Origin of the sequence: Parasynechococcus marenigrum WH 8102, from assembly GCF_000195975.1 — a bacterium.
Lineage (GTDB): Bacteria > Cyanobacteriota > Cyanobacteriia > PCC-6307 > Cyanobiaceae > Parasynechococcus > Parasynechococcus marisnigri.
In genome coordinates this window covers 1,896,121-1,918,497 of the sequence record NC_005070.1, presented here as the reverse complement: position 1 = coordinate 1,918,497, position 22,377 = coordinate 1,896,121, and the positions used below count along the sequence as shown (strand labels likewise).

Annotated in this window: 32 protein-coding genes and 1 tRNA gene; 9 read left to right on the top strand and 24 right to left on the bottom strand. The window is 51.7% G+C overall.

Annotated features, from left to right (window positions below):
• Positions 1 to 102 precede the first annotated feature (102 nt).
• The 3 genes from cpeB (TX72_RS10135) to TX72_RS13345 all read left to right on the top strand — a co-directional run bounded on the left by cpeB (TX72_RS10135) (position 103) and on the right by TX72_RS13345 (position 1,768).
• Positions 103 to 657 (top strand): phycoerythrin subunit beta, encoded by a 555-nt coding sequence (gene cpeB / locus TX72_RS10135; RefSeq protein ID WP_011128875.1) that lies wholly within the window; start codon positions 103 to 105, stop codon positions 655 to 657.
• A 58-nt stretch (positions 658 to 715) separates the two neighbouring features.
• Positions 716 to 1,210: a C-phycoerythrin subunit alpha gene (cpeA, locus tag TX72_RS10130; protein ID WP_011128874.1), complete on the top strand. Its 495-nt coding sequence runs from the start codon at positions 716 to 718 to the stop codon at positions 1,208 to 1,210.
• A gap of 108 nt (positions 1,211 to 1,318) precedes the next feature.
• A complete protein-coding gene (locus tag TX72_RS13345) occupies positions 1,319 to 1,768 on the top strand; it encodes a DUF2656 family protein (protein WP_318655395.1) in 450 nt (149 codons plus the stop codon).
• On the opposite strand, the gene TX72_RS14000 is transcribed toward TX72_RS13345, so the two are convergent.
• Entirely contained in the window at positions 1,769 to 2,008 is a 240-nt protein-coding gene (locus tag TX72_RS14000; RefSeq protein WP_148228813.1) for a hypothetical protein, read from the bottom strand. It lies immediately after the preceding gene.
• 243 nt (positions 2,009 to 2,251) lie between these two features.
• Here TX72_RS14000 and TX72_RS10125 point away from each other — a divergent pair, with 243 nt between their 5' ends.
• Together TX72_RS10125 and TX72_RS10120 are read left to right on the top strand one after the other, a co-directional pair.
• Positions 2,252 to 3,577, top strand: a complete 1,326-nt coding sequence (locus TX72_RS10125) for a HEAT repeat domain-containing protein (protein WP_011128871.1) — start codon at positions 2,252 to 2,254, stop codon at positions 3,575 to 3,577.
• Positions 3,578 to 3,609: 32 nt separating this feature from the next.
• On the top strand, positions 3,610 to 4,290 hold the full coding sequence (locus TX72_RS10120) for a HEAT repeat domain-containing protein (RefSeq protein WP_225867697.1): 681 nt from the start codon (positions 3,610 to 3,612) through the stop codon (positions 4,288 to 4,290).
• 10 nt (positions 4,291 to 4,300) lie between these two features.
• Here the strand turns inward: TX72_RS10120 and TX72_RS10115 are convergent, their stop codons facing one another.
• The 6 genes from TX72_RS10115 to TX72_RS10090 form a co-directional block, all read right to left on the bottom strand.
• The gene (locus TX72_RS10115) at positions 4,301 to 4,645 is read right to left on the bottom strand and encodes a Nif11-like leader peptide family natural product precursor (RefSeq protein WP_042503828.1); all 345 of its coding nucleotides are present in this window, start codon (positions 4,643 to 4,645) and stop codon (positions 4,301 to 4,303) included.
• Positions 4,646 to 4,804: 159 nt separating this feature from the next.
• On the bottom strand, positions 4,805 to 5,710 hold the full coding sequence (locus TX72_RS10110; RefSeq protein ID WP_011128869.1) for a HEAT repeat domain-containing protein: 906 nt from the start codon (positions 5,708 to 5,710) through the stop codon (positions 4,805 to 4,807).
• A 165-nt stretch (positions 5,711 to 5,875) separates the two neighbouring features.
• Positions 5,876 to 6,757 carry a phycobilisome rod-core linker polypeptide gene (locus TX72_RS10105; protein WP_011128868.1) on the bottom strand — a complete coding sequence of 294 codons (882 nt, stop codon included), beginning with the start codon at positions 6,755 to 6,757 and terminating at the stop codon, positions 5,876 to 5,878.
• 364 nt (positions 6,758 to 7,121) lie between these two features.
• Positions 7,122 to 7,619 (bottom strand): C-phycoerythrin subunit alpha, encoded by a 498-nt coding sequence (gene cpeA / locus TX72_RS10100; RefSeq protein ID WP_011128867.1) that lies wholly within the window; start codon positions 7,617 to 7,619, stop codon positions 7,122 to 7,124.
• A 46-nt stretch (positions 7,620 to 7,665) separates the two neighbouring features.
• On the bottom strand, positions 7,666 to 8,202 hold the full coding sequence (cpeB, locus tag TX72_RS10095; protein WP_011128866.1) for a phycoerythrin subunit beta: 537 nt from the start codon (positions 8,200 to 8,202) through the stop codon (positions 7,666 to 7,668).
• A 171-nt stretch (positions 8,203 to 8,373) separates the two neighbouring features.
• Positions 8,374 to 9,570, bottom strand: a complete 1,197-nt coding sequence (locus TX72_RS10090; RefSeq protein WP_011128865.1) for a HEAT repeat domain-containing protein — start codon at positions 9,568 to 9,570, stop codon at positions 8,374 to 8,376.
• Between the two features lie 239 nt (positions 9,571 to 9,809).
• Between TX72_RS10090 and TX72_RS13340 the strand changes: the two genes are divergently transcribed.
• Genes TX72_RS13340 through TX72_RS10080 form a run of 3 tightly spaced genes read left to right on the top strand, consistent with a single transcriptional unit; the run spans position 9,810 to position 10,685 of the window.
• Positions 9,810 to 10,130: a hypothetical protein gene (locus TX72_RS13340; protein WP_071820853.1), complete on the top strand. Its 321-nt coding sequence runs from the start codon at positions 9,810 to 9,812 to the stop codon at positions 10,128 to 10,130.
• A 2-nt stretch (positions 10,131 to 10,132) separates the two neighbouring features.
• Positions 10,133 to 10,414: a Nif11-like leader peptide family natural product precursor gene (locus TX72_RS10085; protein WP_042503825.1), complete on the top strand. Its 282-nt coding sequence runs from the start codon at positions 10,133 to 10,135 to the stop codon at positions 10,412 to 10,414.
• Positions 10,415 to 10,451: 37 nt separating this feature from the next.
• Positions 10,452 to 10,685: a Nif11-like leader peptide family natural product precursor gene (locus TX72_RS10080; RefSeq protein WP_042503822.1), complete on the top strand. Its 234-nt coding sequence runs from the start codon at positions 10,452 to 10,454 to the stop codon at positions 10,683 to 10,685.
• Positions 10,686 to 10,695: 10 nt separating this feature from the next.
• On the opposite strand, the gene TX72_RS14775 is transcribed toward TX72_RS10080, so the two are convergent.
• The 12 genes from TX72_RS14775 to TX72_RS10045 form a co-directional block, all read right to left on the bottom strand.
• On the bottom strand, positions 10,696 to 11,001 hold the full coding sequence (locus tag TX72_RS14775; RefSeq protein WP_011128862.1) for a hypothetical protein: 306 nt from the start codon (positions 10,999 to 11,001) through the stop codon (positions 10,696 to 10,698).
• 3 nt (positions 11,002 to 11,004) lie between these two features.
• Positions 11,005 to 11,619 carry a chromophore lyase CpcT/CpeT gene (locus tag TX72_RS13330; RefSeq protein WP_011128861.1) on the bottom strand — a complete coding sequence of 205 codons (615 nt, stop codon included), beginning with the start codon at positions 11,617 to 11,619 and terminating at the stop codon, positions 11,005 to 11,007.
• 8 nt (positions 11,620 to 11,627) lie between these two features.
• Positions 11,628 to 12,170 (bottom strand): phycobiliprotein lyase, encoded by a 543-nt coding sequence (locus tag TX72_RS13325; protein WP_071820852.1) that lies wholly within the window; start codon positions 12,168 to 12,170, stop codon positions 11,628 to 11,630.
• Complete coding sequence (locus TX72_RS14270) at positions 12,160 to 12,333, bottom strand: hypothetical protein (RefSeq protein WP_158305753.1); 174 nt, start codon at positions 12,331 to 12,333, stop codon at positions 12,160 to 12,162. The genes TX72_RS13325 and TX72_RS14270 overlap by 11 nt, the downstream gene beginning before the upstream one ends.
• A gap of 118 nt (positions 12,334 to 12,451) precedes the next feature.
• Entirely contained in the window at positions 12,452 to 13,186 is a 735-nt protein-coding gene (locus TX72_RS10075) for a phycobilisome rod-core linker polypeptide (protein ID WP_011128859.1), read from the bottom strand.
• Between the two features lie 74 nt (positions 13,187 to 13,260).
• Positions 13,261 to 14,907 carry a phycobilisome rod-core linker polypeptide gene (locus TX72_RS10070; protein ID WP_011128858.1) on the bottom strand — a complete coding sequence of 549 codons (1,647 nt, stop codon included), beginning with the start codon at positions 14,905 to 14,907 and terminating at the stop codon, positions 13,261 to 13,263.
• A 55-nt stretch (positions 14,908 to 14,962) separates the two neighbouring features.
• A complete protein-coding gene (locus TX72_RS10065) occupies positions 14,963 to 15,847 on the bottom strand; it encodes a phycobilisome linker polypeptide (RefSeq protein WP_011128857.1) in 885 nt (294 codons plus the stop codon).
• Between the two features lie 178 nt (positions 15,848 to 16,025).
• The gene (locus TX72_RS13320) at positions 16,026 to 16,739 is read right to left on the bottom strand and encodes a pentapeptide repeat-containing protein (RefSeq protein ID WP_011128856.1); all 714 of its coding nucleotides are present in this window, start codon (positions 16,737 to 16,739) and stop codon (positions 16,026 to 16,028) included.
• 1 nt (position 16,740) lies between these two features.
• Complete coding sequence (locus TX72_RS10060) at positions 16,741 to 17,499, bottom strand: phycobilisome rod-core linker polypeptide (protein WP_011128855.1); 759 nt, start codon at positions 17,497 to 17,499, stop codon at positions 16,741 to 16,743.
• Between the two features lie 71 nt (positions 17,500 to 17,570).
• Positions 17,571 to 18,143, bottom strand: coding sequence for a bilin-binding protein (locus TX72_RS10055; protein ID WP_011128854.1), 573 nt, complete (start codon positions 18,141 to 18,143; stop codon positions 17,571 to 17,573).
• Positions 18,143 to 18,574: a hypothetical protein gene (locus TX72_RS10050; protein WP_011128853.1), complete on the bottom strand. Its 432-nt coding sequence runs from the start codon at positions 18,572 to 18,574 to the stop codon at positions 18,143 to 18,145. The genes TX72_RS10055 and TX72_RS10050 overlap by 1 nt, the downstream gene beginning before the upstream one ends.
• 110 nt (positions 18,575 to 18,684) lie before the next feature.
• Complete coding sequence (locus tag TX72_RS10045; RefSeq protein ID WP_011128852.1) at positions 18,685 to 19,353, bottom strand: TVP38/TMEM64 family protein; 669 nt, start codon at positions 19,351 to 19,353, stop codon at positions 18,685 to 18,687.
• A gap of 68 nt (positions 19,354 to 19,421) precedes the next feature.
• Between TX72_RS10045 and TX72_RS10040 the strand changes: the two genes are divergently transcribed.
• A complete protein-coding gene (locus TX72_RS10040; RefSeq protein ID WP_144416643.1) occupies positions 19,422 to 19,886 on the top strand; it encodes a hypothetical protein in 465 nt (154 codons plus the stop codon).
• A 5-nt stretch (positions 19,887 to 19,891) separates the two neighbouring features.
• Here TX72_RS10040 and TX72_RS10035 read toward each other — a convergent pair whose 3' ends face one another.
• The 5 genes from TX72_RS10035 to TX72_RS10015 all read right to left on the bottom strand — a co-directional run bounded on the left by TX72_RS10035 (position 19,892) and on the right by TX72_RS10015 (position 22,326).
• On the bottom strand, positions 19,892 to 20,131 hold the full coding sequence (locus TX72_RS10035) for a hypothetical protein (protein WP_011128850.1): 240 nt from the start codon (positions 20,129 to 20,131) through the stop codon (positions 19,892 to 19,894).
• Between the two features lie 21 nt (positions 20,132 to 20,152).
• Positions 20,153 to 20,225, bottom strand: a tRNA-Phe gene (locus tag TX72_RS10030).
• Positions 20,226 to 20,255: 30 nt separating this feature from the next.
• Entirely contained in the window at positions 20,256 to 20,891 is a 636-nt protein-coding gene (locus TX72_RS10025; RefSeq protein WP_011128849.1) for a ComF family protein, read from the bottom strand.
• Positions 20,892 to 20,922: 31 nt separating this feature from the next.
• Positions 20,923 to 21,198: a DUF2470 domain-containing protein gene (locus TX72_RS10020; RefSeq protein WP_011128848.1), complete on the bottom strand. Its 276-nt coding sequence runs from the start codon at positions 21,196 to 21,198 to the stop codon at positions 20,923 to 20,925.
• Between the two features lie 225 nt (positions 21,199 to 21,423).
• The gene (locus TX72_RS10015; protein WP_011128847.1) at positions 21,424 to 22,326 is read right to left on the bottom strand and encodes a phycobilisome rod-core linker polypeptide; all 903 of its coding nucleotides are present in this window, start codon (positions 22,324 to 22,326) and stop codon (positions 21,424 to 21,426) included.
• Positions 22,327 to 22,377 lie beyond the last annotated feature (51 nt).

Below are 22,377 nucleotides of genomic sequence, written 5' to 3'. Positions count from 1 at the left end.
CGTAGCAGGGCGCATCTTCCCCCTTTGGGCCTCCAGTCTTAGCGGCTAGTTCCCAAGGCGGTTTCCGAAGCACCGCATCCACAAAAAACTGTCTGGCCCCCAATGCTCGACGCATTTTCCCGCACAGTCGTCAGCGCTGACGCCAAAACTGCACCTGTTGGTGGTAGCGAGCTCGCTAGCCTCCGTTCTTATGTGCAGGATGGCAACAAGCGTTTGGACGCTGTTAACGCCATCACTTCCAACGCCTATTGCATCGTTTCGGATGCGGTCACAGGCATGATCTGCGAAAACACCGGTCTGATCCAGGCCGGTGGCAACTGCTATCCCACTCGTCGCATGGCCGCATGCCTGCGTGATGGTGAGATCGTTCTTCGCTACATCAGCTACGCCCTGCTGGCTGGCGACGCTTCCGTGCTGGATGACCGTTGCCTCAATGGTCTGAAAGAGACCTACATCGCTCTGGGTGTTCCCACTCAGTCTGCAGCTCGCGCTGTCGCGATCATGAAATCCGCAGCAACGGCTCTGATCGGACAAACCAACACCCCTGCTAGCGGTGGCGCAAAGTACCGCAAGATGGAAACCACACAGGGCGATTGCTCTGCACTGGTGTCTGAAGCAGGTTCTTACTTCGATCGCGTGATCGGGGCAATCAGCTGATCGGCGGCTGAATTCGTCTTCTTCTTTCCTTCTCAGCACCCTTATCTAAGGATCTCAAATGAAATCCGTCGTCACCACTGTTGTGACCGCTGCTGATGCAGCCGGTCGCTTCCCTTCCCAGAACGACCTCGAAGCCGTTCAGGGCAATATCCAGCGTGCAGCTGCTCGCCTTGAGGCTGCTGAAAAGCTGGCCGCTGGCCTCGATAACGTAACTCGTGAAGCAGGCGACGCCTGCTTCAACAAGTACGCCTACCTGAAGCAGCCCGGTGAAGCCGGTGACAGCCAGGTGAAGATCGACAAGTGCTATCGCGATCTTGGTCACTACCTGCGTCTGATCAACTACTGCCTTATTGTTGGTGGTACTGGTCCTCTGGACGAGTGGGGTATTGCTGGTGCTCGTGAGGTGTATCGCACCCTTGGTCTTCCAACCAACGCATACATCGAAGCTCTCACTTACACACGTGATCGTGCATGTGCACCTCGTGATATGAGCGCTCAGGCTCTCAACGAATTCAAGAGCTATCTCGATTACGCCATCAACGCCCTGTCTTGAACTGGCAACGGCTGTGAGAGAGGGGGGGGCGATAAGCCCCCCCCTTTTTTGATGACTGCAGGCTTCTCAGATTGAATCGCGGCTATGTAGTTGTTCCGTTAAGATTGAGTGGACAAGTCTTTTCCAATGACGACATTTATTCTGTCTCATAACCTGCAGGTTCAATCTAAAGATGTCCCTCCCTTTGAAACTCAAGTTCTCGCTGACGGTATAGTCTCGAATTCTTCGGCAATTATTTCTGCAACAGTCATTCAACATCCTCATTGGATCATTGAATTGACTTCAAACTTGCCTCCCAACGATATGGCAGTGGAGTTGGTCAAGTCTTGGAAGCAATTGAGGTCTAAACTTGGACAAAGTGCAGATCACGTCATATTGGCACTTGGTGGGCGCAAAGATTCTCTGGCTGCTCCAGGTGCACCGCTTCAAGAAGGTTTCTGGGGCGTAGATGTTGTGGAAACACACGATGAAGAGGCTTTCCTGCAAGCCATTAATTGGGATGCACTTAAGTCCAATCGCCCTGAAGATGGTGTTTTCGAGATCTCCTCAAATAATTGATTAGGACGATTTGCGACGACCTCTGCGGCGTTTGCCCTTTTGTTTAGATTCATCACTCGTTCTGTCTACATCGGTTTTCATATTTTTGGTCAGGCTCGGAAACTGAGCACTCATTTTCCCAATTAAGGTCTGCGACTTATCTTTTGAACGTCCTGTTGTTACCTTCCTTGTTGTTGTTGAATCAAGGTGAGCGGCGCTGATCTGAGTGATTGCTGCGTGGGAATTTTTGGCGGCTTTCATCCATTGGCTCATAAACCGACTGTCTAAACTTATATGTCTCTGTTTCGAAGTTTTCGAGCCTGGCAACATTGCAGCAGAAACGCTGAGCAAACGACCGGAGAATGGCCCCATTTCCCTCTTTACAGACCATATAATAATACTTTAAATCTAAATGTTGAGACGCAGCCCAATGCTTTTCTTATTGTTGTTTAAGAACGCTAGATAATTAGGCGTGTAGAATTTAATTGATATTAGGCTTTCTTCATGTCGGGCTTGTTTGACAATATTCATCCTGAGTTGGACCAGGCTGGTGCCATCGAGATCTTGGCTACAGATTTTCAAGATCTCGAGAGCGACAGTGACTACTATATGGCCGTTTCGCACTTGGTCAATTTTCCTGGTCAGTTTGCAAATGAAGCGTTGCTGAATTTTCTTGGCAGGGTGTCGACTGAGTCTGCTGTCCTCCTTGCTCAACGAAAAGCTGTAGAAGTTCTTGCCCGGCTGGGGGTTACGCAAGCTCAGGCGAACATTGCCAGTTTTCTTGATAGTTCGGATATCTATATGGTCGAAAATGCTGCCTGGGCACTGGCACAAATAGGCTGTAAAGATCAAGCCGTTCATCAGCGCTTGATTCGGTTGTTGCATGATTCCACACAGAATCAACGGGTTTTAATTCAAAGTTTGTCTAAACTCTCAGTTTTTGCAGCACTTTCGACGATTACTCCCTTAATGGACCATGAAAAGTCTTCTGTGCGCGGCGCTGCAATTGCGGCCACAATTCACTTGTCAGGAGATAGGACACGTCTCGCTGATTTGGCTGATCATTTGTACGTAGCTAATCAGATGGATCGTCAGTCGGCAGTTCAAGATGTAATCGATGCTGGTGGGATTGAACTCATGTCGAGTTTGCTTCAGGCACCCATTTCACCAGCGTTTCGAATGAGAGCTGTTCGTGCTCTTGTCGACCGATCGTCAGGTGAGCAGTTGAAAAATAGTGCTCTTTCGGCTGTTGACCAGGTCCTTCGCGATGACCCCAGGCTGATCACGGTGCTTCATCACTATGGAGACCCCCTACCGACTCAGCTGCTTGTCGAAGGTCTGTTTCATCCTGATTTCAGTCGCTGCTATTTGTCGATGCAAACCCTGCTGGATCGCGATCCAGATGAAGTCTGGACCCAAGTCTGGGCCAGTTGGCATAAGAAAGCCCATAACGACTATGGAGCGCACTATTTCATGATGCATCTATTTGGTCTCATAAGGAATTGGAGTCACGAGGCCCTTGCGTCTATTCACGACATCCTGTCGGATGCTATTCGAGATAGACGTCCACAATTCAGGAAATCTCCATCTGCTGCGTTGTTGTCTTTTGCTATCTTATTTCCTGGGCAGTGCGACCACTTCTTGAAAGATGGTTTGACTACCGTAATGCAACCATTTTGGGATTTCCGTTATACATCGCTTCTACTCCTTCAATCTCCCGAGTTGAGTCAAATCCGGTCTCAAAATCTTGATGTAGTCAGTAATTTGTCTCAATCGGATCCAGATTACTTTGTTCGTTGGAAAGCGCAGTCGATTCTCCAATATACTTAGTGCATGTATGAGACGTCTGCGTCTGTTTTCGGTTGATCATCAGTGCTAAAATAAACTATCAGTTCAGGCTTTCTGTGAGCGATAAGCAGTCTATGCTTTCCATTGATTCCCTATTCGAGGATCTCAGGCATCCCAACCCTAGGATCCAAGAAGAAGCCAGTTTAATTCTTTCGGAGCACTATCAGGAAGAAGCCTTGCCCATGTTATTGGAACTATTCTGTCATCAAGATCCCAAAGTATACAGAGCAGCAGTTAAGGGAATTGGTTTTTTTGGGAGTTCTGCATTCGATCCTTTGATCGAACTTTATGCAACAACTGAGAATCAAACTGCAAGGCGTTGTTGCCCGAAAGCATTCGTTCAATTGTTCAAGAATTTTCCTGATCAACCGTTTCCTGATTCAGTCATGCAAATGTTGGAACAAGGGATTAATGACACAGATATGGTAGTCGTACAAGGAGCTCTGATGTGTCTTGGTCAAATCGGTAAGCAACAGTTCAAGTCTGAAGAGGCAATTAAACTACTAGCAAAATCCCTCAGCAGTGAAAATGTGGCTTTGATCTTTAGTGCATCTCAGGCTCTTGCTGATATCCCGCATCCCATGGCGGAGGTCGCTTTGCATGCACTTCAAGATAATAATGACGATCCGCTGATTCAGGAAGCAGCTCAGTCTGCATTGGCGCGACTTCAAAATCTACTCAATTCAAGGAGTTAAAACCTTTTCTTTATCCAGTCACTGCTTTTACTCCTTCGTAATAGCCACCAGCGCGAAAATCAAAACGCTCAACTTTGTCCTCTTTGGTACATGTTGTTTGTGAATAATGCAGCAGTGTGCTGAATCCCTCGGGTACCATTTTTGGGCATAACCTTCCCACATCGTTGGCGAATGGGCAGAAATACACACCTGCCCACCGATTCAGGAAACGCCCTTTTATTTCATCCGAAAAGATAAACCCATGTTGATCGGCAAGCTTGAGGATTTCCTCGGGATCAGCTTCTTGAAAAAGAGCTCTGAACGGTAAATCTTCTTCCAGGACCTGAAGAAAGCGTATGAATTCCGCGCGCGACATAAAAGATCACCTACATGTTCAAATTTTATCAGCATCTATCCGCTTTTTACCAGGATCACTGAAAATGCGCTGCTAACTTTACAAGAGAGAACTTGGGGTATTTGAGGCATCCTTGAATTTCTTCAGTGCCCTTCTGTGCATTGTTTTGACCCTAACTTCTCACAAATTTCTGCTTAGTATGTTGATGGCGACATCAAATACTGCTTGAACTGACTCGTCATCTTCTGTTGACTTTGCCTTCTCTATGCTTTCTACAGAGTTAAATGCTTCAAGCTTCATCAGTGCCATCGCCGTGTTTTTTCGTACCTGAGTGTCTTTGTCGATCAGTTTCCTTGTCAGCATATGTTCAACATCTTCGGCATCACATGATTTTCCGATAAGTGTTACAGCTTCTGCTCTAACGTCTGGTGAGCAGTCATCTAATGCTCTGAACACTCTGTTTTTTGCACGATGATCGTCACTCTTTTGTATTTGATCTCCTAGGGCTGAAATTGCAGCTACGCGAACTTCAGTCACGTCTGACTCTGCAGCCTCGAGTAATGCCTCAGGTGCATTGGCGCCGATGAAACTAAGCGCAAGATTAATCAAGCCCACCTGAAATGGTGTGCAGTCTGGATTTTTCAGGATCCCAAGTAATGAGTCCATGGCGTCGGGTCCAATCGTTGCCATCGCTCCAGCAGATGACCCGAGAACAACTGGATCACTGTCTTCTAAAAAAGCTTCGAGGAGATAAGGCAGAGCCTCCTTACTTCCAATCAAATTAAGTGTTTTGGCTGATGCTCTTCTGATGACTACATTTTGGTGTTGGCGAAGAGCTTCACAAAGAATGGGTAGAGCCTCGTCTCCTACTGCGCCAAGGCTTTTTGCAAAGGTTAGTCGTAGGGCTCCTCTAGCATCACCAAGGCCAGCAACCATTTTCTTGAGAGACGCTGCATCAGACCCTGGTTTCTCACCATCACTTAATTTGAAACTTAGTTCGTTGGCGAGTTGAAGCGCTTCTTCTTCGGTGAGCTGACTGTCGCTGAGTGACGAGACATTAGAGAAATCCTGGAGCACTGTGGGCATCGCACAATCTTCATATCAATCTAATCGATTACGGTTGTTGTACTGTTGATTCCTTGAAGCTTTTTCGCCCACGAGCTCTTGGACAAAAAAAGCTCCCTTTTGAAAGGGAGCTGGTCATCACACACTTGAGTGTTGAATTCTGACCATTAGACCATTTTGGGTCGGTCAGAAGTGGATTCCGAAGGGGCGGAATGCGACGTAGTCTGTCTGCTTAGGAGGCTGATGACCGCTGTACTGCTGTTGAGGCAGCTTTGGAGCAGGCTTGGTAAGTGCAACATAGTTAAATGTCACAGGTTTAATCGCGCTGCTCGCTGCTAAGGCGAGTGGTGAAACGGTGCGGCTCCGGGATCCCTGAGCGTTGTCACTAACTGCTACTTTGGTGCTGGCAAGCTCCCTCATCATGTTGAAGGAGGACGTCATCATTCCGGCATAAGAATCGGCAGTCCGCACGTATGGGACGATATCCGAACCAAAGACCTCGGCATATTCTGCCCCATCCGTCAGGCTATCGATGAGAGCATCAAATCCATGTTCGGCCTGCAGCTTAATGCTGGCCTGAATTTCTGCCTGATTAAGTGGAGCTCGCCCTAAGAGGTGTTTGAAGTTCAGTTCGATCCCTCGCTGGGGCGCGACTGAGTGGAAGTAATTTTTTTTGTAAAAAGGAGATTTGGCCAGACCATTGACGAAGTCACGTACCGTTATTTCTCCATTCATGAGGCGTGCTTCCAGTGAGGTGCAACGCTCATTTTCCGTTGGAGGTAGGTTCCCGTAAACCTGGCGATAGCTATCGCGGATTGTGCGCTCCAACGCCGCACTATCATTGGGGTGATACTCATCAAAGACCGAACCGAATGGACACTCACTGTGGAGTCGAGGGCCGATTCCGAGACCCATAGATGAGCAAGTGTTCCGCTTAAACTCTGCAATCGAACCTGCCACCGTTCGGGCAACAGTATTCATTCCAGCTTTGCTGGAGGTGGAATACGAAGCGGATTTGGTTCGATTTGCTGCAGACATACCTGCAGGAGTAGTTTGTGTGGTGAGCATGATGAGGATTTGGAGGTGATTGATGATGTCGAGACCTTCAAGTATTCTGATCGCTCTCGAATTGAGGCGGTACTTGACAGAACAGCGGGAGGATCCTTGGTGGTATAAGGTTTGAAACAGGTTTTACAAGTTTCTGCATTCAACCACTCGAGCAATCATCGACAATAATTGCGATAGGTTTAACTTTGGCTGGCTGATTGTCTTTTGGGGGGTTGGCGCCGATCGATCTAATGTCGCTATCGAGTCGTTGAGTTTCTTTCCTTCGCAGGAAGTTTTCTCGCATACTGCTAAAAAAAGGGGGTGAGCTATTTGCTCACCCCCTGAGACGACTAGTCGTAAATACCAATCCGTTAAGGACTGATAATCAGCCCAGGGAGTTGATAACGTAGTCGAGCAGCTGGTTGTAAGCGGTCAGTGCTTGAGCACTCATGTCGCGAGGAGCGCAACCGCGGGAACGCAGGTGGGAGAAACCAGCAACGTAGGTTCCAGCGTCGATGCTGAGTGCTTTGTACACTTCCTTCTGACCGTTGATGGCTAGCTCATCCAGGGGGCCGGTGCCGCCGGTGACCAGGCAGTAGTTGATCAGGCGCAGGTAGTGAACGAAGTCACGCTTGCACTTCTCTTTGCCTTCGGTGGCGCACTTGCGGGGCTGACGGCCGGTAGCTCCGTTGGGGTACTGGTTGTACACAGCATCGACAGCTTCCTGAGCAACTTGGTCGTAGTTACCGGCCAGTTTCTCAGCAGCTTCCAGACGAGCAGCAGCACGCTGGATGGAGCCCTGGACGGACTCCATGTCGGAGGCAGAGGGGAAGCGGGAAGCGCTGTCGGCTGCGCCGACGACGGTGGTGATGACGGACTTCATGATGAAAAAGGGGGGTGTTCAGATGTGCAGAAATTCAATCTCTGGCTCAGCTGATAGCGCTGATCACCATGTCGAAATAGCTGGCAGCTTCGCCGGCGATGTTGGAGCAATCTCCAGTGGTCACAGGCATCTTTTTGGGCTGGCTGTTGGTGTTGGTGATCAGGGCACCAGCAGCGGCCTTCATGATGGCCACGGCACGGGAGGCGGAACCTGTGGGAACACCCAGTGCAGCGTAGGTTTCACGCAGTCCGTTCAGGCAGCGGTCCTGGAGAACAGAAGCATCACCAGCCAGCAGGGCGTAGGAGACGTAACGCAGAACGATCTCACCATCGCGCAGGCAAGCAGCCATCTTGCGGTTGGTGTAAACGCCACCGTTGGGGGCGGTCAGACCGGTGTTCTCGCAGCAGATGCCTGCAACGGCGTCAGAAACGATGCAGCTAGCGTTGGAAGTGATGGCGTTAACAGCGTCGAGGCGCTTGTTGCCATCGGCAATGAAGGACTTCAGAGAGGCCAGTTCGCCGCCGCCGATGAAAGAGCCGCTGGAATCGGCTGAGACAGCTGCCCTGGAGAATGCGTCGAGCATGGGTTGGGGAATACGTTGTTTGGGGAGATGCATTCCGCATCAAGATGGACAGTAACCCTGCTTTTCTTGCCTAACTCCCAGACAAGCGTGTCAGGACACACAAGTTGACAAAAGAAAAATCGGTAACACCACGACATCATTTGGCCTGGTTGTTACTGAGACAGACACTAATCATGACAACTGTTTAAGTACCTGCCTGCAGGTCCACTTCAGTGGTAGCCAGTTAGCTGAGACTGAAAGCTCCTCGAGGAGGGGCTTCTGATCAGTCAGTCTCAATCTCAGGCAACCCCAGGCTGCTGCAATCCTCGATTTTGTGTACTGAGGGATCGTTTCGGCCAGAGCTAGGCAGATCAAGTCACTCCTTTCGGACAAGCCTTGAAGGCTGATGACTGATGTTAAGTAATAGTGAGTAACATAGTCGCTCCATAATTTTTGTTTAATTTCATTAATTAATTCCATTCTGCTTCGTTTGTCCATATTCATTAGGCTCAAAGCCCCACCGTATTGACGTGCTTCGTCTCGGTGTTGAAGATTGTTTTCGATTTCAATTGCGTCAACAGGGCAGACCCACTCTTGTCTGAGCTTTAAATGTTGTGGGTTGTCTTGCAAAAGTTGCGATATTAATTCTGAATATTCATCAGGAACGTGACATGTTTTGTTGGGATCGACGAGCTGGAAAGCGCTTCTTGCCCGTAATGACATGGACACAGGTGCCGTAACCAGTGCCTCCAATCTTGTGACATCACCAGCATCGCCAAGGTCAATGACGGCGGATCGGCGTCGACCAGCGATGGGATCGATCAGCTGGGGAACCAGATCATCTAGACCGGAGGTCTCTTTGTGCACTCTTGCTAAATATGCTTTAGCTGCACCGCAGACGAGCGGATTCTGATCGTTCGCGAGTGGGCGTATTGTCTCTTCTGCCTTATTGATTTCCAGCCTGCAAAAGGCCTGGATGACTGCTCGCTTTTGGATATCTTCCCCATCGAGTGCCTTGATCAAGCTTCTCTGATTGCTTTCTGTTAGTGGTGCACCAATTTTTGTGATGGCGTCAACAGCGTTAATGACTGCAGCCTCATCTGTGCAAGACAGTGAGCGAAACAGAGTAGGTAATGCCCTAGTGCTTTTTCTGCGGCCTAGAGCGTCAATGGCTTTTCGTCGTGTGATTCGGTCAAACAGATGTTCCGGACTTAATTCTGCTGCCTTAATGAGAACATCAAGGGATTCCTCAGTGTCGCTAGCTCCCAACCTCGTCGCAGCCATATATTTGTCGACAGGTCGATCCAATGTCTCTGGGTCGGCCAGAATCACAGACATGGCACGATCTTCTGTTAATCCTTCAACCAAGTTGTCGAAACGCTCTGCCATAATTTTATTTGGTCGGATGAATTGATGAGACTGATGAAGGCAGTCTTCGATTTCCTGAATAATTTTAGAACGTATGCGTCAAGATTATTTGTTTATGCGTATGGAAATATTCACTTGTAAAATTCAAAAATTTTTAAAAATTTACTCCATATCCATGTTCCGACGGCTCAGGTTGCTGTTGCTGTAATAAAATGAAAGGACTTGTTTTTGGTACTATTCGATCGGTTCGTCGCAACACGATGCCTGTGTCCCCTGAGCGTGAGCAAGCGCTCTCTGAATTCGTCGCTGCCGTTCAAGCACGGGAGGATGTCCAATCCGAGTTAAACGAGATCACAACTCTCGATCAGCTGAAAACAATCGTCGATTCAATTGAACCAGCATTAACTGGTGCTGCATTGATACCCTTCGAACAGGCAACAAGTCCACCAAAGATCACCGTTGATTCTGGTGTCCTAGACAAGAATATTCCATGGCGTCTTTTGCGTTGTCCTGGGGGGCCATTGGTGCTTCAAATGATTTGTACAAGGGTCAACTTTGCTTTGTGGATTGAGAGTTGTTGAGAATGAATTCTCCTCCGATTAACGAATTTATCCAGGCGGTTGTGTATGACCATTCAATCGCCACTGGTTTGAAGGCTTGTAAGACTGACCAGGATATTGTTGATTATGCAGCTTCCAAGGGATTTATTTTTTCATCAAGTGAATGGCAGCTATATCTTGCTTTGGATCGTAAGACTTTGAGTGATTCAGAATTGGCAAAGATTCTTGTCGTACCTGTTGAGCATTGGTCCTGGGCATTTCGGAAGGTTGCCTTATGGCGTGCCATGCTGATGGATGGAGTTTGATCTACAATGAGATTACCTCTGTTGAGCAGTCTCTGGTATGACGGATTCCTCCTCTAACGTAAAGCAAGATTTATCTTTGGAATCATTCATTACAATGGTTCGTCAGGATCCTGATCTCAAAGCTGAAATCAAGGCAGCTCTCAATCAAGATGATGTGATCGCAATCGCTGCATCTAAGGGATATGAATTCGATTCCTCGACTATATTAAGAAGGTGGAGCAAGCACACTGACTTTACTCAGGATACCTGGATGGGATGGTTTGATGAATGAGCCTCAATTGTCAAGAAGATATCTCAGAGTACCTTGTTGTTTTGCTTCCCTTTTTGGCCCAGTAGGTCACTAAAGCCTCGCCGCCGGGTCGTGGAACACTTGCAGTTGCTTGCAGGATCTTGAATGATCGTCTAGGCCCCATTGGCCAGTTTCCAACGGCTTTTACAGTTCTAATTCTCCCTCCCATGCCTCTAATGCAAGTCTCGAACTTGTCTAATTGAGTTTGATCAACAGTTTCAAAAATAAAATCACTTCCAACACAGATTAAATGTTGTGAACGTATCCAAGTTTTCATTTGTTTATCATAATCAACCATTGTTCAGGTTTTAAGTTCGAGCCACTCGTTAGTGATTTCGTTTGAAAAACTTGTGATTTTCTTGAATCGCAGCATGCCATGCTCTGATCCCCAGACTTGCGCATTGTTCTCTGGGTCAAATCCACGATCCCGACTAATCCAGGAGGTTTGATTGACTTCAACTTCACTGACAAGATAAGTCAATTTTCCGTCCCTTGGAATTAGACAACTTTTCCCGGGTTCAACATTGCCAACGTAGTGTCCAGGAGATATGGATCGGAAATGCATGGCACAGCCGCAGCGCCTCTTCAATGATTCTGAATGCAGATCGTCCAAAAGTTCGGGATTACGTCCAGCGCCAGCAAGTCGGCGAGGATTATCAAAGGCAAAATTCTCCATTACAAACAAGTTCTGATCTAGTACTAGGCGATGTATCCCTTGCCGGTAGGGATCCCACGGCGCATAGTCATAGCATTGCTCAGAATAAAAACCTGGTCCTCTAAAGATGCGCCATGGTAATGGCCGAAAAAAAATTTTGATTCGTGCGAAATCCTTGGGATTTTCTTGTGCTTGATTAATGTTATCGAACGTGCCTGCAAGAGTCTTGGCAAAGTCTGCAATCGCTGAATAATTTCTCATGTGTATCTCTAGGCCTTGACTCGTCTGACTTCAGAGGCAAATGAAGTTTGTAGAACTCCTGAGCCTGCAGATGTCTTCAATACAGATGATCTGCACCGAACATTGTCTGAAACAAACCAGATTCTTTCCTCTGCCATTGATTGCTCATAATGCGTTGTAAGCAAGAATGTGCCATCGTCTAAAAACTGGTATGTCGACTCTGCTAATTCGGATTCAGCATACCCCACACTTCTGATCAAGATGCCAGAATAATCATTTTTTTTCAGTGGGATGATCAGGCACGAGCCTGATGAAACTTGAGATGGATCTTCGGGCTCCCAGTCACTTTCAGCTGACCATTCCATCCTGAATGGCGCGACGATGTCGGAGCTATGTCCTTGGTTAGAAGTTGCGGTTGAGAGTAAATCTTGAACAGCAGAATCGTCTTTCTCGATGGATTCAATAATTACTTCGCTAAGAACGTCTTCAAATTGTTGAAAAGCGAGAGAATGGCCTGATCTCATGGAGCGCCATTTACCCACACTTTGAGCAACAAATTGCTCAATCGTCATACTTTTTAATATTGTGCTCATCCAGCGGCTGGCGATTGCTATGCATCATGTTAACCATTGAATCGATCATCATCGACATGGCCATTGGTGCAGAAGCTACTGATTGCTGAAAAGCTGTGTTCTGAGTCGGTTGTTCTCTTGAAAATGGGCGAAGAATTGGCATTGGGAAAAACCGTTTCCGATTTGAATCTGGTGAATGTGTTCTTGAGGGTCGCCTTTGTATGACCACTCGGCAATCATGACTGATTTGCCTGTCTGGATTGTGGAAAAAGCGCTATGGATTAAGCCTTCGCAATAGAAAGGATCTTTCCGCCTTGGGACAGGATCGAGCGAATCGTTGCCGACATGGATGTCTGGTTGACCACCGATTTCTGTACAGCGCGCCGATTGGCTCCAACCTGGCGGCGTGACGTCCAATTGATCGTTAAGGAGTTGGCGTTTCCGACACTCTTGCGATCAACCACGTCTGGTGAGTTGCCTGAGCACAGGCTTTGAAGCAACTTGGACTGGCGCTCAGCACTGTCGTATCCGGCGTAACCTGCATCAACAACTCTTGATCGGGTGTAGTTCAGGGTTCGTCCTCCAACCATGCTTTCTGAGGCGCGGTTGTATGGGACCTGATCGACTCCGAAGGCTGAAAGATATTCTTCGCTGTAGACATAGCTTGCTATCTCGGCTTCAAATCCTTCGTCTTGCAGCAGTCTCACGTGATTCATTAGCTCGACCTGATCATGAGGAGGTCGGCCAAGAAGGTGCTTGAAATTAAGTTCAACAAACTGATAGGGACTATTGGTCTCAAAGAACAGTTTTTTGTAAGTGTCAGACTGCGCGAGGGCCATGACAAAACCCTGGACGGTGAGATCTCCATTCATGAATAGTGCCTCGATGGAGCTATTGACATCAAGCTCCATCAGGTGTCGGTTTCCGAAGACCTGGCGATACGTTTGTTGAACGACCACAGCAGCATGACTGGTATCAACGTTGGGTTGTGAAGCAAGAGTTGTGGGCTCAGTCATGATGCTGGAATGGGTTTGAAATCTATAAGGGCCGCTTCAGGCGGCGGCCCCCTATGGCAGGACTAGATCTGCTCTTACATCACCTCAGTGATGGAGACAATTTTGCCTCCACGTGCATGGATGTACTTCATTTGGCTGGACATGTCCTTGCCGGAGACGAGATAAGTGTTTCCTGCGGTGCGCTGACGTGACCGAGCTGCCTGGGTTGCTACGACAATCCGGAAGCGCTTCTTCGTGGGATCAGGAGCGCCTGACTGTGTTCCAGTTCGGTTGATTCGGGTGGTCGTAGCACTCCATCCACTGGGAACCATTCCTGTGGCAACGGAGGAGACAAGAGAGGAGCTGCTCAGGACCGTGTCACTAGCTGCGAAGCCTTCTGCCAGGCTGAGATGTCGATTGAAGGCAACCTGGGAGCGGCCGTTTTCGGTAAGGATCCTGGCGTATGGAATGGTGTCTTCACCAAAGATGCTCTGATACTCCACGCTGTCTACGTAGCTGCAGATTTCAGCTTCATAACCACCTTCGGCGAGGATCTTGGTGTGTTCGCTGATCTCCGCCTGAGACTGTGGGGCTCTACCGAGGAAATGTTTGAAGTTCAGCTCGATGAATCGATAAGGAGCGTTGGTTTCGAAGAATCGCCGCTTGTATTCAGCTGAAAGGCCGACAGCCCGCACAAATTCACGGGTGCTCAAATAACCATCAATGAACTTGCTTTCTGCCGACAGAGCGCGTTCAAACTCCATCAGGTGGGGGTTACCCATGACCTGTTTGTATGCAGAGCGAATCAGGGCATTGAGCTGATCCGGGCTGTCTCCTGGGCAACGCTGAAATGTTTCCTGCTCACGCTGACCAAGACCGAAGGTGACGTATGCGTCGCCGCGAAGCGGAGCGGAGTCATTACCACTGGTGATGCCAGGAGCTTTGCTGCTGAAACGACCAGAAGTGAAGCTTGCGGAGGGACGCACGCCCACGGCCTGACTCGGGACGCTGATCCGAGGAGCTATGCCGGAGGCCAGGCTTCTGGTTAGCGCAGGGCTTCCTCCACGGGCACTATCACTGCCGGCGAAACTCTTCTCGAGAGCTGCCAGCATCGGGAATGCAGCAGTCGAGAGGTCTGCAGGAGAACTCCAAGAGCGGGCATAAGGCACAACATCGCTTCCAAATACCTCGAGGTATTCAGCTGAATCGACGATGCTGTCGATCAGGGCTCCCTGCCCCTGTTCTGCCTGCAGGGTGATCATGGCAGAAATCTCAGCCTGAGTTTCCGGAGCGCGCCCTAGAAGATGTTTGACATTCAGTTCAACACCCCGCTGTGGAGCAACGCTGTTGAAGAACCGGCTCTTGTAGAAGCTTGACTTTGCCAGACCTCTAATGAAATCACGCACTGTCAGACGGCCGTCCCTGAGCTGAGCTTCAAGTTCTGTGCACCGCTCAAAATTCATGACATGAGCGTTCCCGAAGACCTGTCGGTACGACGCTGCAATGACTGTCTCTAGAGAACCATTGTCCTCCGGGCTGTAGCACTCACTTGTGACACGGTGAGGGCAGTCGGCGTGACTACGGGGCCCCACCCCGATCGCCATTTGATCGCAGGATTGCTTCTTGAACTCCCCAATTGTCAGGGCCGGCTTCTGACCAGCTTGGCCTTTGCGCTGGAAGCTGACTGGATTTCCCCACTTCGTGGTTGCTCCAAAGCCGAGTGATGTTTGATTGCTGGCCATTGTTCAGGTGAGGTTTTGAAGTGGTCTGGTGTACGTGATTTCAGTGAGGGGGGCTTCAGGTCACCGGCGTGATGCTGGCGATCTTTCCTCCTTCGCGGTGAATGCGTTTGAACTGCTCCGAGAGCTTGTCGAACGGCACGTAGAAGACCCGGTTGCTGCGGGTGTAGCGGGAGATCCGACGAACGTTGTTGGCGCTGTAAGCGGTGACCTCCACGCGATATGTGAGGCCTTGCTCGCCTGCGCCGACCCCCAGGCGAGTTGGTGCATCCTGCAGATTTGGGGAAGGACGGAAGCTCCATCCCAAGGCTTCGGTTGAAGACGGTGGAACCACGGGGATGGCACGGTTCTGGTATGCAGAACCACCGAGCTTGCTGCTGATGCCAGCAAGGTCTCCTTTCAGACTGCTGCTGCTATTGCCTCGCAACAGTTGAAAGCTCCAGGTGAATTCCTGCATGGTTCCACAGCTTTCGGTTTTCCAACCCCGTTGAAAGGGCACCGTCCATTCCCCGAAAGCGTTCTGATACTCATCAGAGTCCACGAAGCTGTCGATGTCGGCGTCGTATCCACTGCTGTCAAGCCGCTCAGAATGGCCACGCATTTCCTCAAAGTCGGCGGGCGCACGACCCAGTAGGTGACGGAAGGCCAACTCGATGTAGCGGTAGCGTGCGCAGCTTTCAAAGAAGCGGCTGCGATACAGGTCGCTCTTGGCTATGCGGCGAACCAGGTCACGGACGCTGATCTCTCCAAGCTTGAACTGAGATTCAGCGACAACCTGACGCTCGCTGTCCATGACATAAGCATTGCCAAGAACCTGCTTGTACACCGCCCGAATGATTTGTTCTTTTCGGGCATCGTCATCGCCAGGGATCAGCTCGAATGGTGCCTCACTCTCTTCCGAGAAGCGTTCGACCCCTAGAAGTGAGGCAGGTCCAAAGGGCATGGATGCTCTGACGTTTCGCCATGCAATGCTCCGTCAGAAGCGTTCTGACAGAACGTGTTCTTTATAAACCTCAATCAAGTGTGTTCATGTGTTGCGTGGAGTGACCTTTTTGCCGAATTCCCTCGCCGCCAAGCGGTTGTGGGTTAGGGCTTTGTGGCTGTAAGTGGGCAGGCCGGGGCTAATCAGACCTCGCAGCCCGTAACGATTCAAGGCTGTCACGTGTTGTAGAGCGTGTTAAGGGGTTCCAGCAATCGAGTTCTGCAACTGATCGGGACAACAGAGCATCGATCTGAGCGCCCAGCCCTGTGCAGAGGGAAAAATCGGCGCCTCTGATCGACTCGACCGTTTCTAGAACAGCTCCTTCCAAGTTAGCGCCGCGAAGATCAGCCATGTCTAGTTCGCAGGTGCCGAATCGTGTCCCGCGGCACATTGCTCCCCGCATGGTGGACGACCGGAGATCTGAACCGGCCAGTGAAACTCCATCAAGTATCGCTCCGCTTAAGTCAGCTCCACTCAGATAGCTGCCAAGCAGCATGCTTCCCCGCAGATCCATGCCTCGCAGGTCGGAGCTGTTGAGATATACACCGTTGAGCTTGGCGCCGGGCCCCACAGCTCCACTGTTGCTCAAGTCGAAACCAACAGGTACGACGGTTTGGCTGTCGTAGCGAGCTAGGCGGAGATCAGCGCCATCAAGTTGGCAATGACTGAGATCTGTGCCTCGTAAATCGCAGCGACAAAGCTTTGCTCCGCGTAAATCGAGCTCGCCCAACTCGATCCCGTGCCAGTCAGCACCTCTTGCATCAACGGGTACTAGAGGTGAACCGTTTGGTAAGAGCTTTTCCGGTGCCGTCCACTCACGCAGGTTGAGGGGTGCAGATCCGGTGGTGGACATGTCAACTTTTCGCCATTGCCAAAGCGATCGTAAGGACCACCCGTCCCAGTTCAAATCCTCCTACCAGGGCAAGTCCAAGCCAGATCCTAAGCGCGAAGGCCGGAGGCTGGCCGTTGACCCAGGCCGCAGAGGTCTCCAGCTGTTGCATCTGAGCGGCTTGATTGCTTGGGGCCCGATCCTGCAGTGCATCCCGCCAATCGGCCCCGTAGCGCGGGAACTGTTGGTGGATAGGCGTTTCACCGAGGGCCCGCCCGGGGAGCAGCCTCGATCGTTGCTGCGGCACGAGGTCATAGCCGAAGCTGTCCATGTACTCGCTGCTGTCCAGCAGGGCATCAACGAATGCTGTGAAACCCTTCTCCCCGATCACAATCGACCATGCTCGCTGTTCGGCATCGCTATGGACGGGTCGACCGAGAACACGGCCCACGACCTGATCCACCATCCGATAGTTCAAGTTGCACTGGTAGTACCCCTGCTGGAACCTCTCGGAGAGCAGAAGGCCGCGGATGAAATCGCGAACAGTGATGTTGCCGCTGCGCAATTGGGATTCTAGGAATGGTTCGCGATCGCTTCGCATGGCGTGGAAAAACACCTGCAGGTAGGCGTGCTCGATCAGGCGGTCCATCTCGGCCCGAGTGCTTTCATCTCCGGCGGCAGACGTTCCGTAGAGCGGGCTCTGGACGGTGCTGTTGTCACCGGCCAGGTTGCTGACCCGACAGTTCTGCGTGCTGAGCGGATATCCGAGGAGCGGGAGGGCCATGCGCGTGCCGTGAGTGGAAATGCCTAGAGGCTGATCCTCTCGTGGCCCGAAGGAGTCTTTTTTTTCTCTTATCAGCTCTTAACTGCAGTTTTATTGAGCTGCTCGATCAGGTGTTGGAAGCAGGCGTTGATGAGCTCCTGATCTGCTCCTCGCTCAAACTCCTGCGCTGCAAGCACGTTGAGCTGCATGAGGGCGATATTCAGGCCCTCCGTTGGCACGCCCATCCGCTGATACAACTCACGAAGGGCTGCCATGCCAGTGGGGTTTGTGAAGTTGCTTCGCTGGCAGGCCACGGCATAAACGATCACGCGCAGAAAGTGCCAGCAGTCCCGCCAGCAGGCATCGGCCCGCTCGCCGGGGAAGAGGGCTCCGCCGGGCTGCACGAGCTGTGGTTGTTGCTCCAGCAGGTGGCATCTGGCCTGGTTCACCAGGTCATCCGCATGGTTTTGGAGCCTTCGGGGCAGTGACGCATCCTGTCCAGAGGCTGCGCAGAGGCTCAGCAGTTCCTCCTGGCTGAGTTGGCGACGCTCCTGATCTGCTGCCCCAATGATCTGGCGCGCTTCTTCATGCAAAGAGTGGTCGCTGCTGAGGCCTTGCACTTGAGCGCTGCGAATCAGCTCTGCCAAGTCAGGGATGTCAGCCATCAAGGCTGGATGGCGGCGACAGGGGTAGCAATGAGCCAGCCATGACGTTCCAGATAAAAGGCCCACACCAGGTCGTCACCAAGCCCCGGGCAACGATCGACAGCGGCCTTGGTCAGAGGCTCAGGGATGCCAAGTTGTTGCAACAACAGAGCTGCTGCGGTGGGGCTGTTGGCGCTGGCTCTGCGAATGGCTGAACCCACCACCCAGGTGAGTCGGGTGTCCTTCAGTTCACCGCCGCTTTCTTCGCAGGCGAGCAACAGTTGGGTGCTTTGGGTTGCGTTCTGCTGCTCCAGCGTCTCTTGCCAGAGCTCGATGTTCTCGTCGCGCAGGTTGATGCGGAAACATCCTTCGCCGATGGGCAGATCCAATTCACCACTAGCCCCGGCCTGATTCTGTAACGCTTCGATTCTCGGATCAGCAAGCGCGCTCATCGAGAAAAGGCCTCATCGCATCAACGTAACCAGTGTTCCCTAAAACAATCACCGCAGCCTGGTTGGCGGGTGATTCGACATGCACGGGTGAAGGGATCTGCTGTCTGTGATCAGCCTGGGTGCACGGGGGGATGGGGGGCGTCCTTGGACGCTGCTTTCCGTTTCATCAGTCCTGTGAAGGTGGCCAGAGCAAACATGGCGAGCAGAGCCAAGCCGAGGGTGAGGCTGGCGCCCTGGGCCACGCCAGCGCCCACGGCCACGAGGATCGAATCACTGATCAACACGCTGATCAGCAGCGCTGGCGCGAACACCCGCCAATGGGTGCGGCTGATACCGATGGCATAGCTGAGGAAATCAAACAGACCCGTCATCAGCAGGCCCGTCATCAAAAAGAAGTTGCCCTCCAGCTGGTTCTTGCTGAAGCCATCGATGCGTTTCATCGCGCTGGCCCCCACCAGACGGCTCACCGGACCACGACCCCAGCGACGGGCGATGAAAAATGCCGTGCTGCAGAACACCAGATCCGAGAGGGTGATCGTGAGGTATCCGGTTTGGAAGCCCAGCAGGGAACCTGCCAGTAGCGAATAGATCGAGCTCGGCAGGGCCGGAAGAATAATGCTTACGCCCCGCAGCAGAAACAGGCCGAGCGGCGCCCAGAACCCCATCCCTTTCACGGCGTCCTGAAGCGGTGCAATGCCGTAGCGCTGCAGCAGCACGACGACAACGATGAATGCCGCCACCCAGGCGCTGATCTTCAGCACCTTGCTCAGCCTGGACATCAACACCCGCGCTCTTGGGTCAGGAATTTAAGCCAGCTTCCTGCGATCAGCCGCCTGTCAGGCAGCCCGTGGACAGCCGCTTCAGCATCGATACCATCAGCGAAATTTCTCAACACGAGGCCAGCCCGGTGACCACCTCCTCCCCGCGCACCGCGTTCGAGCAGCAGTTGTGCACCCATCTGCTGAACCTCAGTGAAGTGGCCGAGACACTGGCTGATCGTGTGATGGCCCTGGAGGCGAGGCTGGCTGAAGTGGAGAAGAGCCAGATCGCCGATGACGATCAAGACGCCATCAGTGATGACGCTGGCGAGTTGCTGTCAGCCAGTGAGGAGAAGGTGCGCCTGCTCCGAGATCGTCTGGCTCCGGCGCAGGTGGTTGCTCTCCACGCTGAGGACACATCCCCATCGGAACCTCAAGGTGATCTCGACGAGGCGATCGAAGACGAGCGGGTGGAAGACGAAGCGGTCAGTGACGACGCTGAGGGTGACACCGAGTACATCGATGACCCGCAGATCGACCTGCTCTCCGCTTGATCGCTTCAGCTCAGCTCCAGTAGGCGTATCCGGAAGGCAGCAACCTGTCTGGCCATCTCGGGCGAGCTGATCAGGAAGGGGTGATCTGCCATGGCCGCGAACACGGCTTCCAGGTGGTCGTCATGACTCACATCACCGTTGCCCTTGGACCGCAACTGCTTCCAGTTGCGATCAAACACCATCGCAAAGCTGTCGGCGTTATCGAACACCCGATCTGTGCCTGCATCAGGTGAGATGAATGACACGACAGATTTGGCATCGAAAGATGCCAGGACCCAGATTTGAACTGGGGACACGGCGATTTTCAGTCGCCTGCTCTACCAACTGAGCTATCCCGGCACGTCGCCTGCGCGACACATACACTTTAAATCACCGCCGGAGGCAACGGATGGGGGTGCGCCCCAAACAGATCAAGCCGCAGACCTGATGACCGGCATCCAGCAGGGCTTGTCTCGCTGCCAGGGCTGTGCCCCCTGTGGTAAGAAAGTCATCCACCAGCCAGATCTCCATGGCTTGTAGATGGGCGCTGACCTTGAAGGCACCGCTGAGGTTCGACAACCTCTGCTGACGGTTCAGGTGATGTTGGCCGGCGCTGGCCCGGGTGCGCTGCAGCAGATCGGTTCGGACCTGGCCCAGGGTTGTGGCAATCAAGCCCGGCAGGGGGTTAGCCCGCCGGCGTTTCCAGCTGGGGATAGGAACGAGCACGGCTGGATACGGCATCGGCAGGGTTGCTCGCAGGCAACCGATCAGGGCCGACAACTGACGATCGTCAGGACGGCGTTTCAGTCGCAGCAGCAGGGTGCGGAAAGCACCGTCGTAATACGAGAGGCCATGCCATGGCAGCGGTGCCGATCCGTAAAGACCACCTTTTTTGAGCTGAAACCGGTCATGGCATGGCGGGCAGATCGGGTCTGCCTCAGTGTCCGGACAGAGGGGGAATCGGCAGAGCCGGCAGGTGGGCTGAATCAGCAGCTGTCGGCCCAGCTTCAGCAGTTGGTGGTACAACGATCAAGCAAGGCTGCTGGAAGGATTCCCCTCAGGCGTCCTGTTTGGGCATGGCACGAAGCATCGCCACAAGGGTGCGATGGGCGTCCTCGCTGTCGGTGAGGGTGTGATCGAAGGGAATGCGCAGTGGCTGTCCGTCCACCTTCAGCTCCATGTCTGTTGCTGAGACAGCCACCATTTCGGCGGCCGATGCTGCATCCACTCCGCCGTAGTGGTGGGCGTAGGCCAAAACGGCCTCAGCGTGATCCTCATTCATGTGTTTGCAGATCCGAGCGCTGACGGCAGGAGTCAAAGGATCAGAAGGCATTTTGCTGCTAAGGAGGAAATTGCTGGAGTTAGCTCAAGCGTTGCCACAGCAGTGAGCCGAAGCGAACAGCACTAAAGCCGACGTAGCAAGACAACACTACAAACAAAAAAATAGAAAGAATTTCTTGGAGTTTTTTAGTCATAACTGATTTGACTTCGAAAACGTAGGACTTGCGTGTCGCAAGTCCTACGTTTGGTCAGCCTGGATTTTGGTGGTTTATATTGATTAGTTCCAGGATTTTGCTGTTTTGGATTGGTACATTCTGAGGAATGCCGCAGAGGTGGGATCGCTTGTTGCTTTGGAATAAGAGAAGCCACTGACTTCATATTTGTTGCCAGCCTCGCTCAGGCTACGTGCATTGCTGAACTCAACAACCAGTTGGCTCCGTCGCTCAACAATAGTGTCTGAGCTTGCATTGCCAGGAGTGACGCGAGCAAGGTTGGCAAAAGTTGAACAATAGGCGCGTGCTTCTGATGTCCATGCACGCAGGTATGGAACTGTGTCTGTTCCGAAAACCTCTAGGTATTCCCCAGACCGTGTGATCTGATCGATGAACGCATTAAAGCCTTTGGATGCGATAAGGCTTATGGCAGCACTTACTTCTGCTTGATTGATCGGCGGCCGACCGAGAAGGTGCTTGTAGTTCAGCTCGATGCCGCGGATTGGCGAAACTTTCGAAAAGTAGTTTTCCCTGTAGAGATCACTCTTTGCAAGTCCCGCCACGAAATCTCTGACGCTTATCTCGCCATTCTTTAGTTGCGATTCAAGTTCGATGCATTTCTGACTGATCGTTGGTCCAAGATTCCCGAGTACCTGCCGATATGCCGCTTCGATTGCCACCTCAAGAGCTTCGTTCCCTGTTGCAGCATATTGATCATTAACACTGCTAAAAGGACATTCGCTGTGAACTCTGGGGCCGATTCCAATCCCCATCGCTGAGCAAAGATTCTCTTTGTACTCGTTTTGTGAGGATGCAGCCAGGCCTTTGCGCGATATCAAACCCCCCTGGGTTTGTTCGGCTCGGTAGCGATTGATTGCGGTGTTCTGTTTGGGTTTGGAGGCGTTGTTGGCGGAGAATGAAATCCGGCCAAGATTCGTGAAGTCGCGGGTCGGCTTGATGGCGATCATTTCTGATCTGTATTGAGATTGATATCGGAGAGGATAAAGCTATGAACTGAG

Bases quoted from the DNA above. Each gene is read 5' to 3' on its own strand.
- TX72_RS14270 (WP_158305753.1), bottom strand. From the start codon at position 12,333: ATGCCAATTCTTCGCCCATTTTCAAGAGAACAACCGACTCAGAACACA.
- TX72_RS10080 (WP_042503822.1), top strand. From the start codon at position 10,452: ATGACGGATTCCTCCTCTAACGTAAAGCAAGATTTATCTTTGGAATCA.
- TX72_RS14775 (WP_011128862.1), bottom strand. From the start codon at position 11,001: ATGGTTGATTATGATAAACAAATGAAAACTTGGATACGTTCACAACAT.
- TX72_RS10115 (WP_042503828.1), bottom strand. From the start codon at position 4,645: ATGTCGCGCGCGGAATTCATACGCTTTCTTCAGGTCCTGGAAGAAGAT.
- TX72_RS10085 (WP_042503825.1), top strand. From the start codon at position 10,133: ATGAATTCTCCTCCGATTAACGAATTTATCCAGGCGGTTGTGTATGAC.
- TX72_RS10065 (WP_011128857.1), bottom strand. From the start codon at position 15,847: ATGCCCTTTGGACCTGCCTCACTTCTAGGGGTCGAACGCTTCTCGGAA.
- TX72_RS10015 (WP_011128847.1), bottom strand. From the start codon at position 22,326: ATGATCGCCATCAAGCCGACCCGCGACTTCACGAATCTTGGCCGGATT.
- cpeA (WP_011128867.1), bottom strand. From the start codon at position 7,619: ATGAAGTCCGTCATCACCACCGTCGTCGGCGCAGCCGACAGCGCTTCC.
- cpeB (WP_011128875.1), top strand. From the start codon at position 103: ATGCTCGACGCATTTTCCCGCACAGTCGTCAGCGCTGACGCCAAAACT.
- TX72_RS13325 (WP_071820852.1), bottom strand. From the start codon at position 12,170: ATGACGATTGAGCAATTTGTTGCTCAAAGTGTGGGTAAATGGCGCTCC.
- TX72_RS10075 (WP_011128859.1), bottom strand. From the start codon at position 13,186: ATGACTGAGCCCACAACTCTTGCTTCACAACCCAACGTTGATACCAGT.
- TX72_RS10055 (WP_011128854.1), bottom strand. From the start codon at position 18,143: ATGGCTGACATCCCTGACTTGGCAGAGCTGATTCGCAGCGCTCAAGTG.
- cpeB (WP_011128866.1), bottom strand. From the start codon at position 8,202: ATGCTCGACGCATTCTCCAGGGCAGCTGTCTCAGCCGATTCCAGCGGC.
- TX72_RS10045 (WP_011128852.1), bottom strand. From the start codon at position 19,353: ATGTCCAGGCTGAGCAAGGTGCTGAAGATCAGCGCCTGGGTGGCGGCA.
- TX72_RS10020 (WP_011128848.1), bottom strand. From the start codon at position 21,198: ATGCCTTCTGATCCTTTGACTCCTGCCGTCAGCGCTCGGATCTGCAAA.
- TX72_RS10050 (WP_011128853.1), bottom strand. From the start codon at position 18,574: ATGAGCGCGCTTGCTGATCCGAGAATCGAAGCGTTACAGAATCAGGCC.
- TX72_RS13330 (WP_011128861.1), bottom strand. From the start codon at position 11,619: ATGAGAAATTATTCAGCGATTGCAGACTTTGCCAAGACTCTTGCAGGC.
- TX72_RS10060 (WP_011128855.1), bottom strand. From the start codon at position 17,499: ATGGCCCTCCCGCTCCTCGGATATCCGCTCAGCACGCAGAACTGTCGG.
- TX72_RS13320 (WP_011128856.1), bottom strand. From the start codon at position 16,739: ATGTCCACCACCGGATCTGCACCCCTCAACCTGCGTGAGTGGACGGCA.
- TX72_RS14000 (WP_148228813.1), bottom strand. From the start codon at position 2,008: ATGAAAGCCGCCAAAAATTCCCACGCAGCAATCACTCAGATCAGCGCC.
- TX72_RS10110 (WP_011128869.1), bottom strand. From the start codon at position 5,710: ATGCCCACAGTGCTCCAGGATTTCTCTAATGTCTCGTCACTCAGCGAC.
- TX72_RS13340 (WP_071820853.1), top strand. From the start codon at position 9,810: ATGCCTGTGTCCCCTGAGCGTGAGCAAGCGCTCTCTGAATTCGTCGCT.
- TX72_RS10070 (WP_011128858.1), bottom strand. From the start codon at position 14,907: ATGGCCAGCAATCAAACATCACTCGGCTTTGGAGCAACCACGAAGTGG.
- TX72_RS10125 (WP_011128871.1), top strand. From the start codon at position 2,252: ATGTCGGGCTTGTTTGACAATATTCATCCTGAGTTGGACCAGGCTGGT.
- TX72_RS10105 (WP_011128868.1), bottom strand. From the start codon at position 6,757: ATGCTCACCACACAAACTACTCCTGCAGGTATGTCTGCAGCAAATCGA.
- TX72_RS10090 (WP_011128865.1), bottom strand. From the start codon at position 9,570: ATGGCAGAGCGTTTCGACAACTTGGTTGAAGGATTAACAGAAGATCGT.
- cpeA (WP_011128874.1), top strand. From the start codon at position 716: ATGAAATCCGTCGTCACCACTGTTGTGACCGCTGCTGATGCAGCCGGT.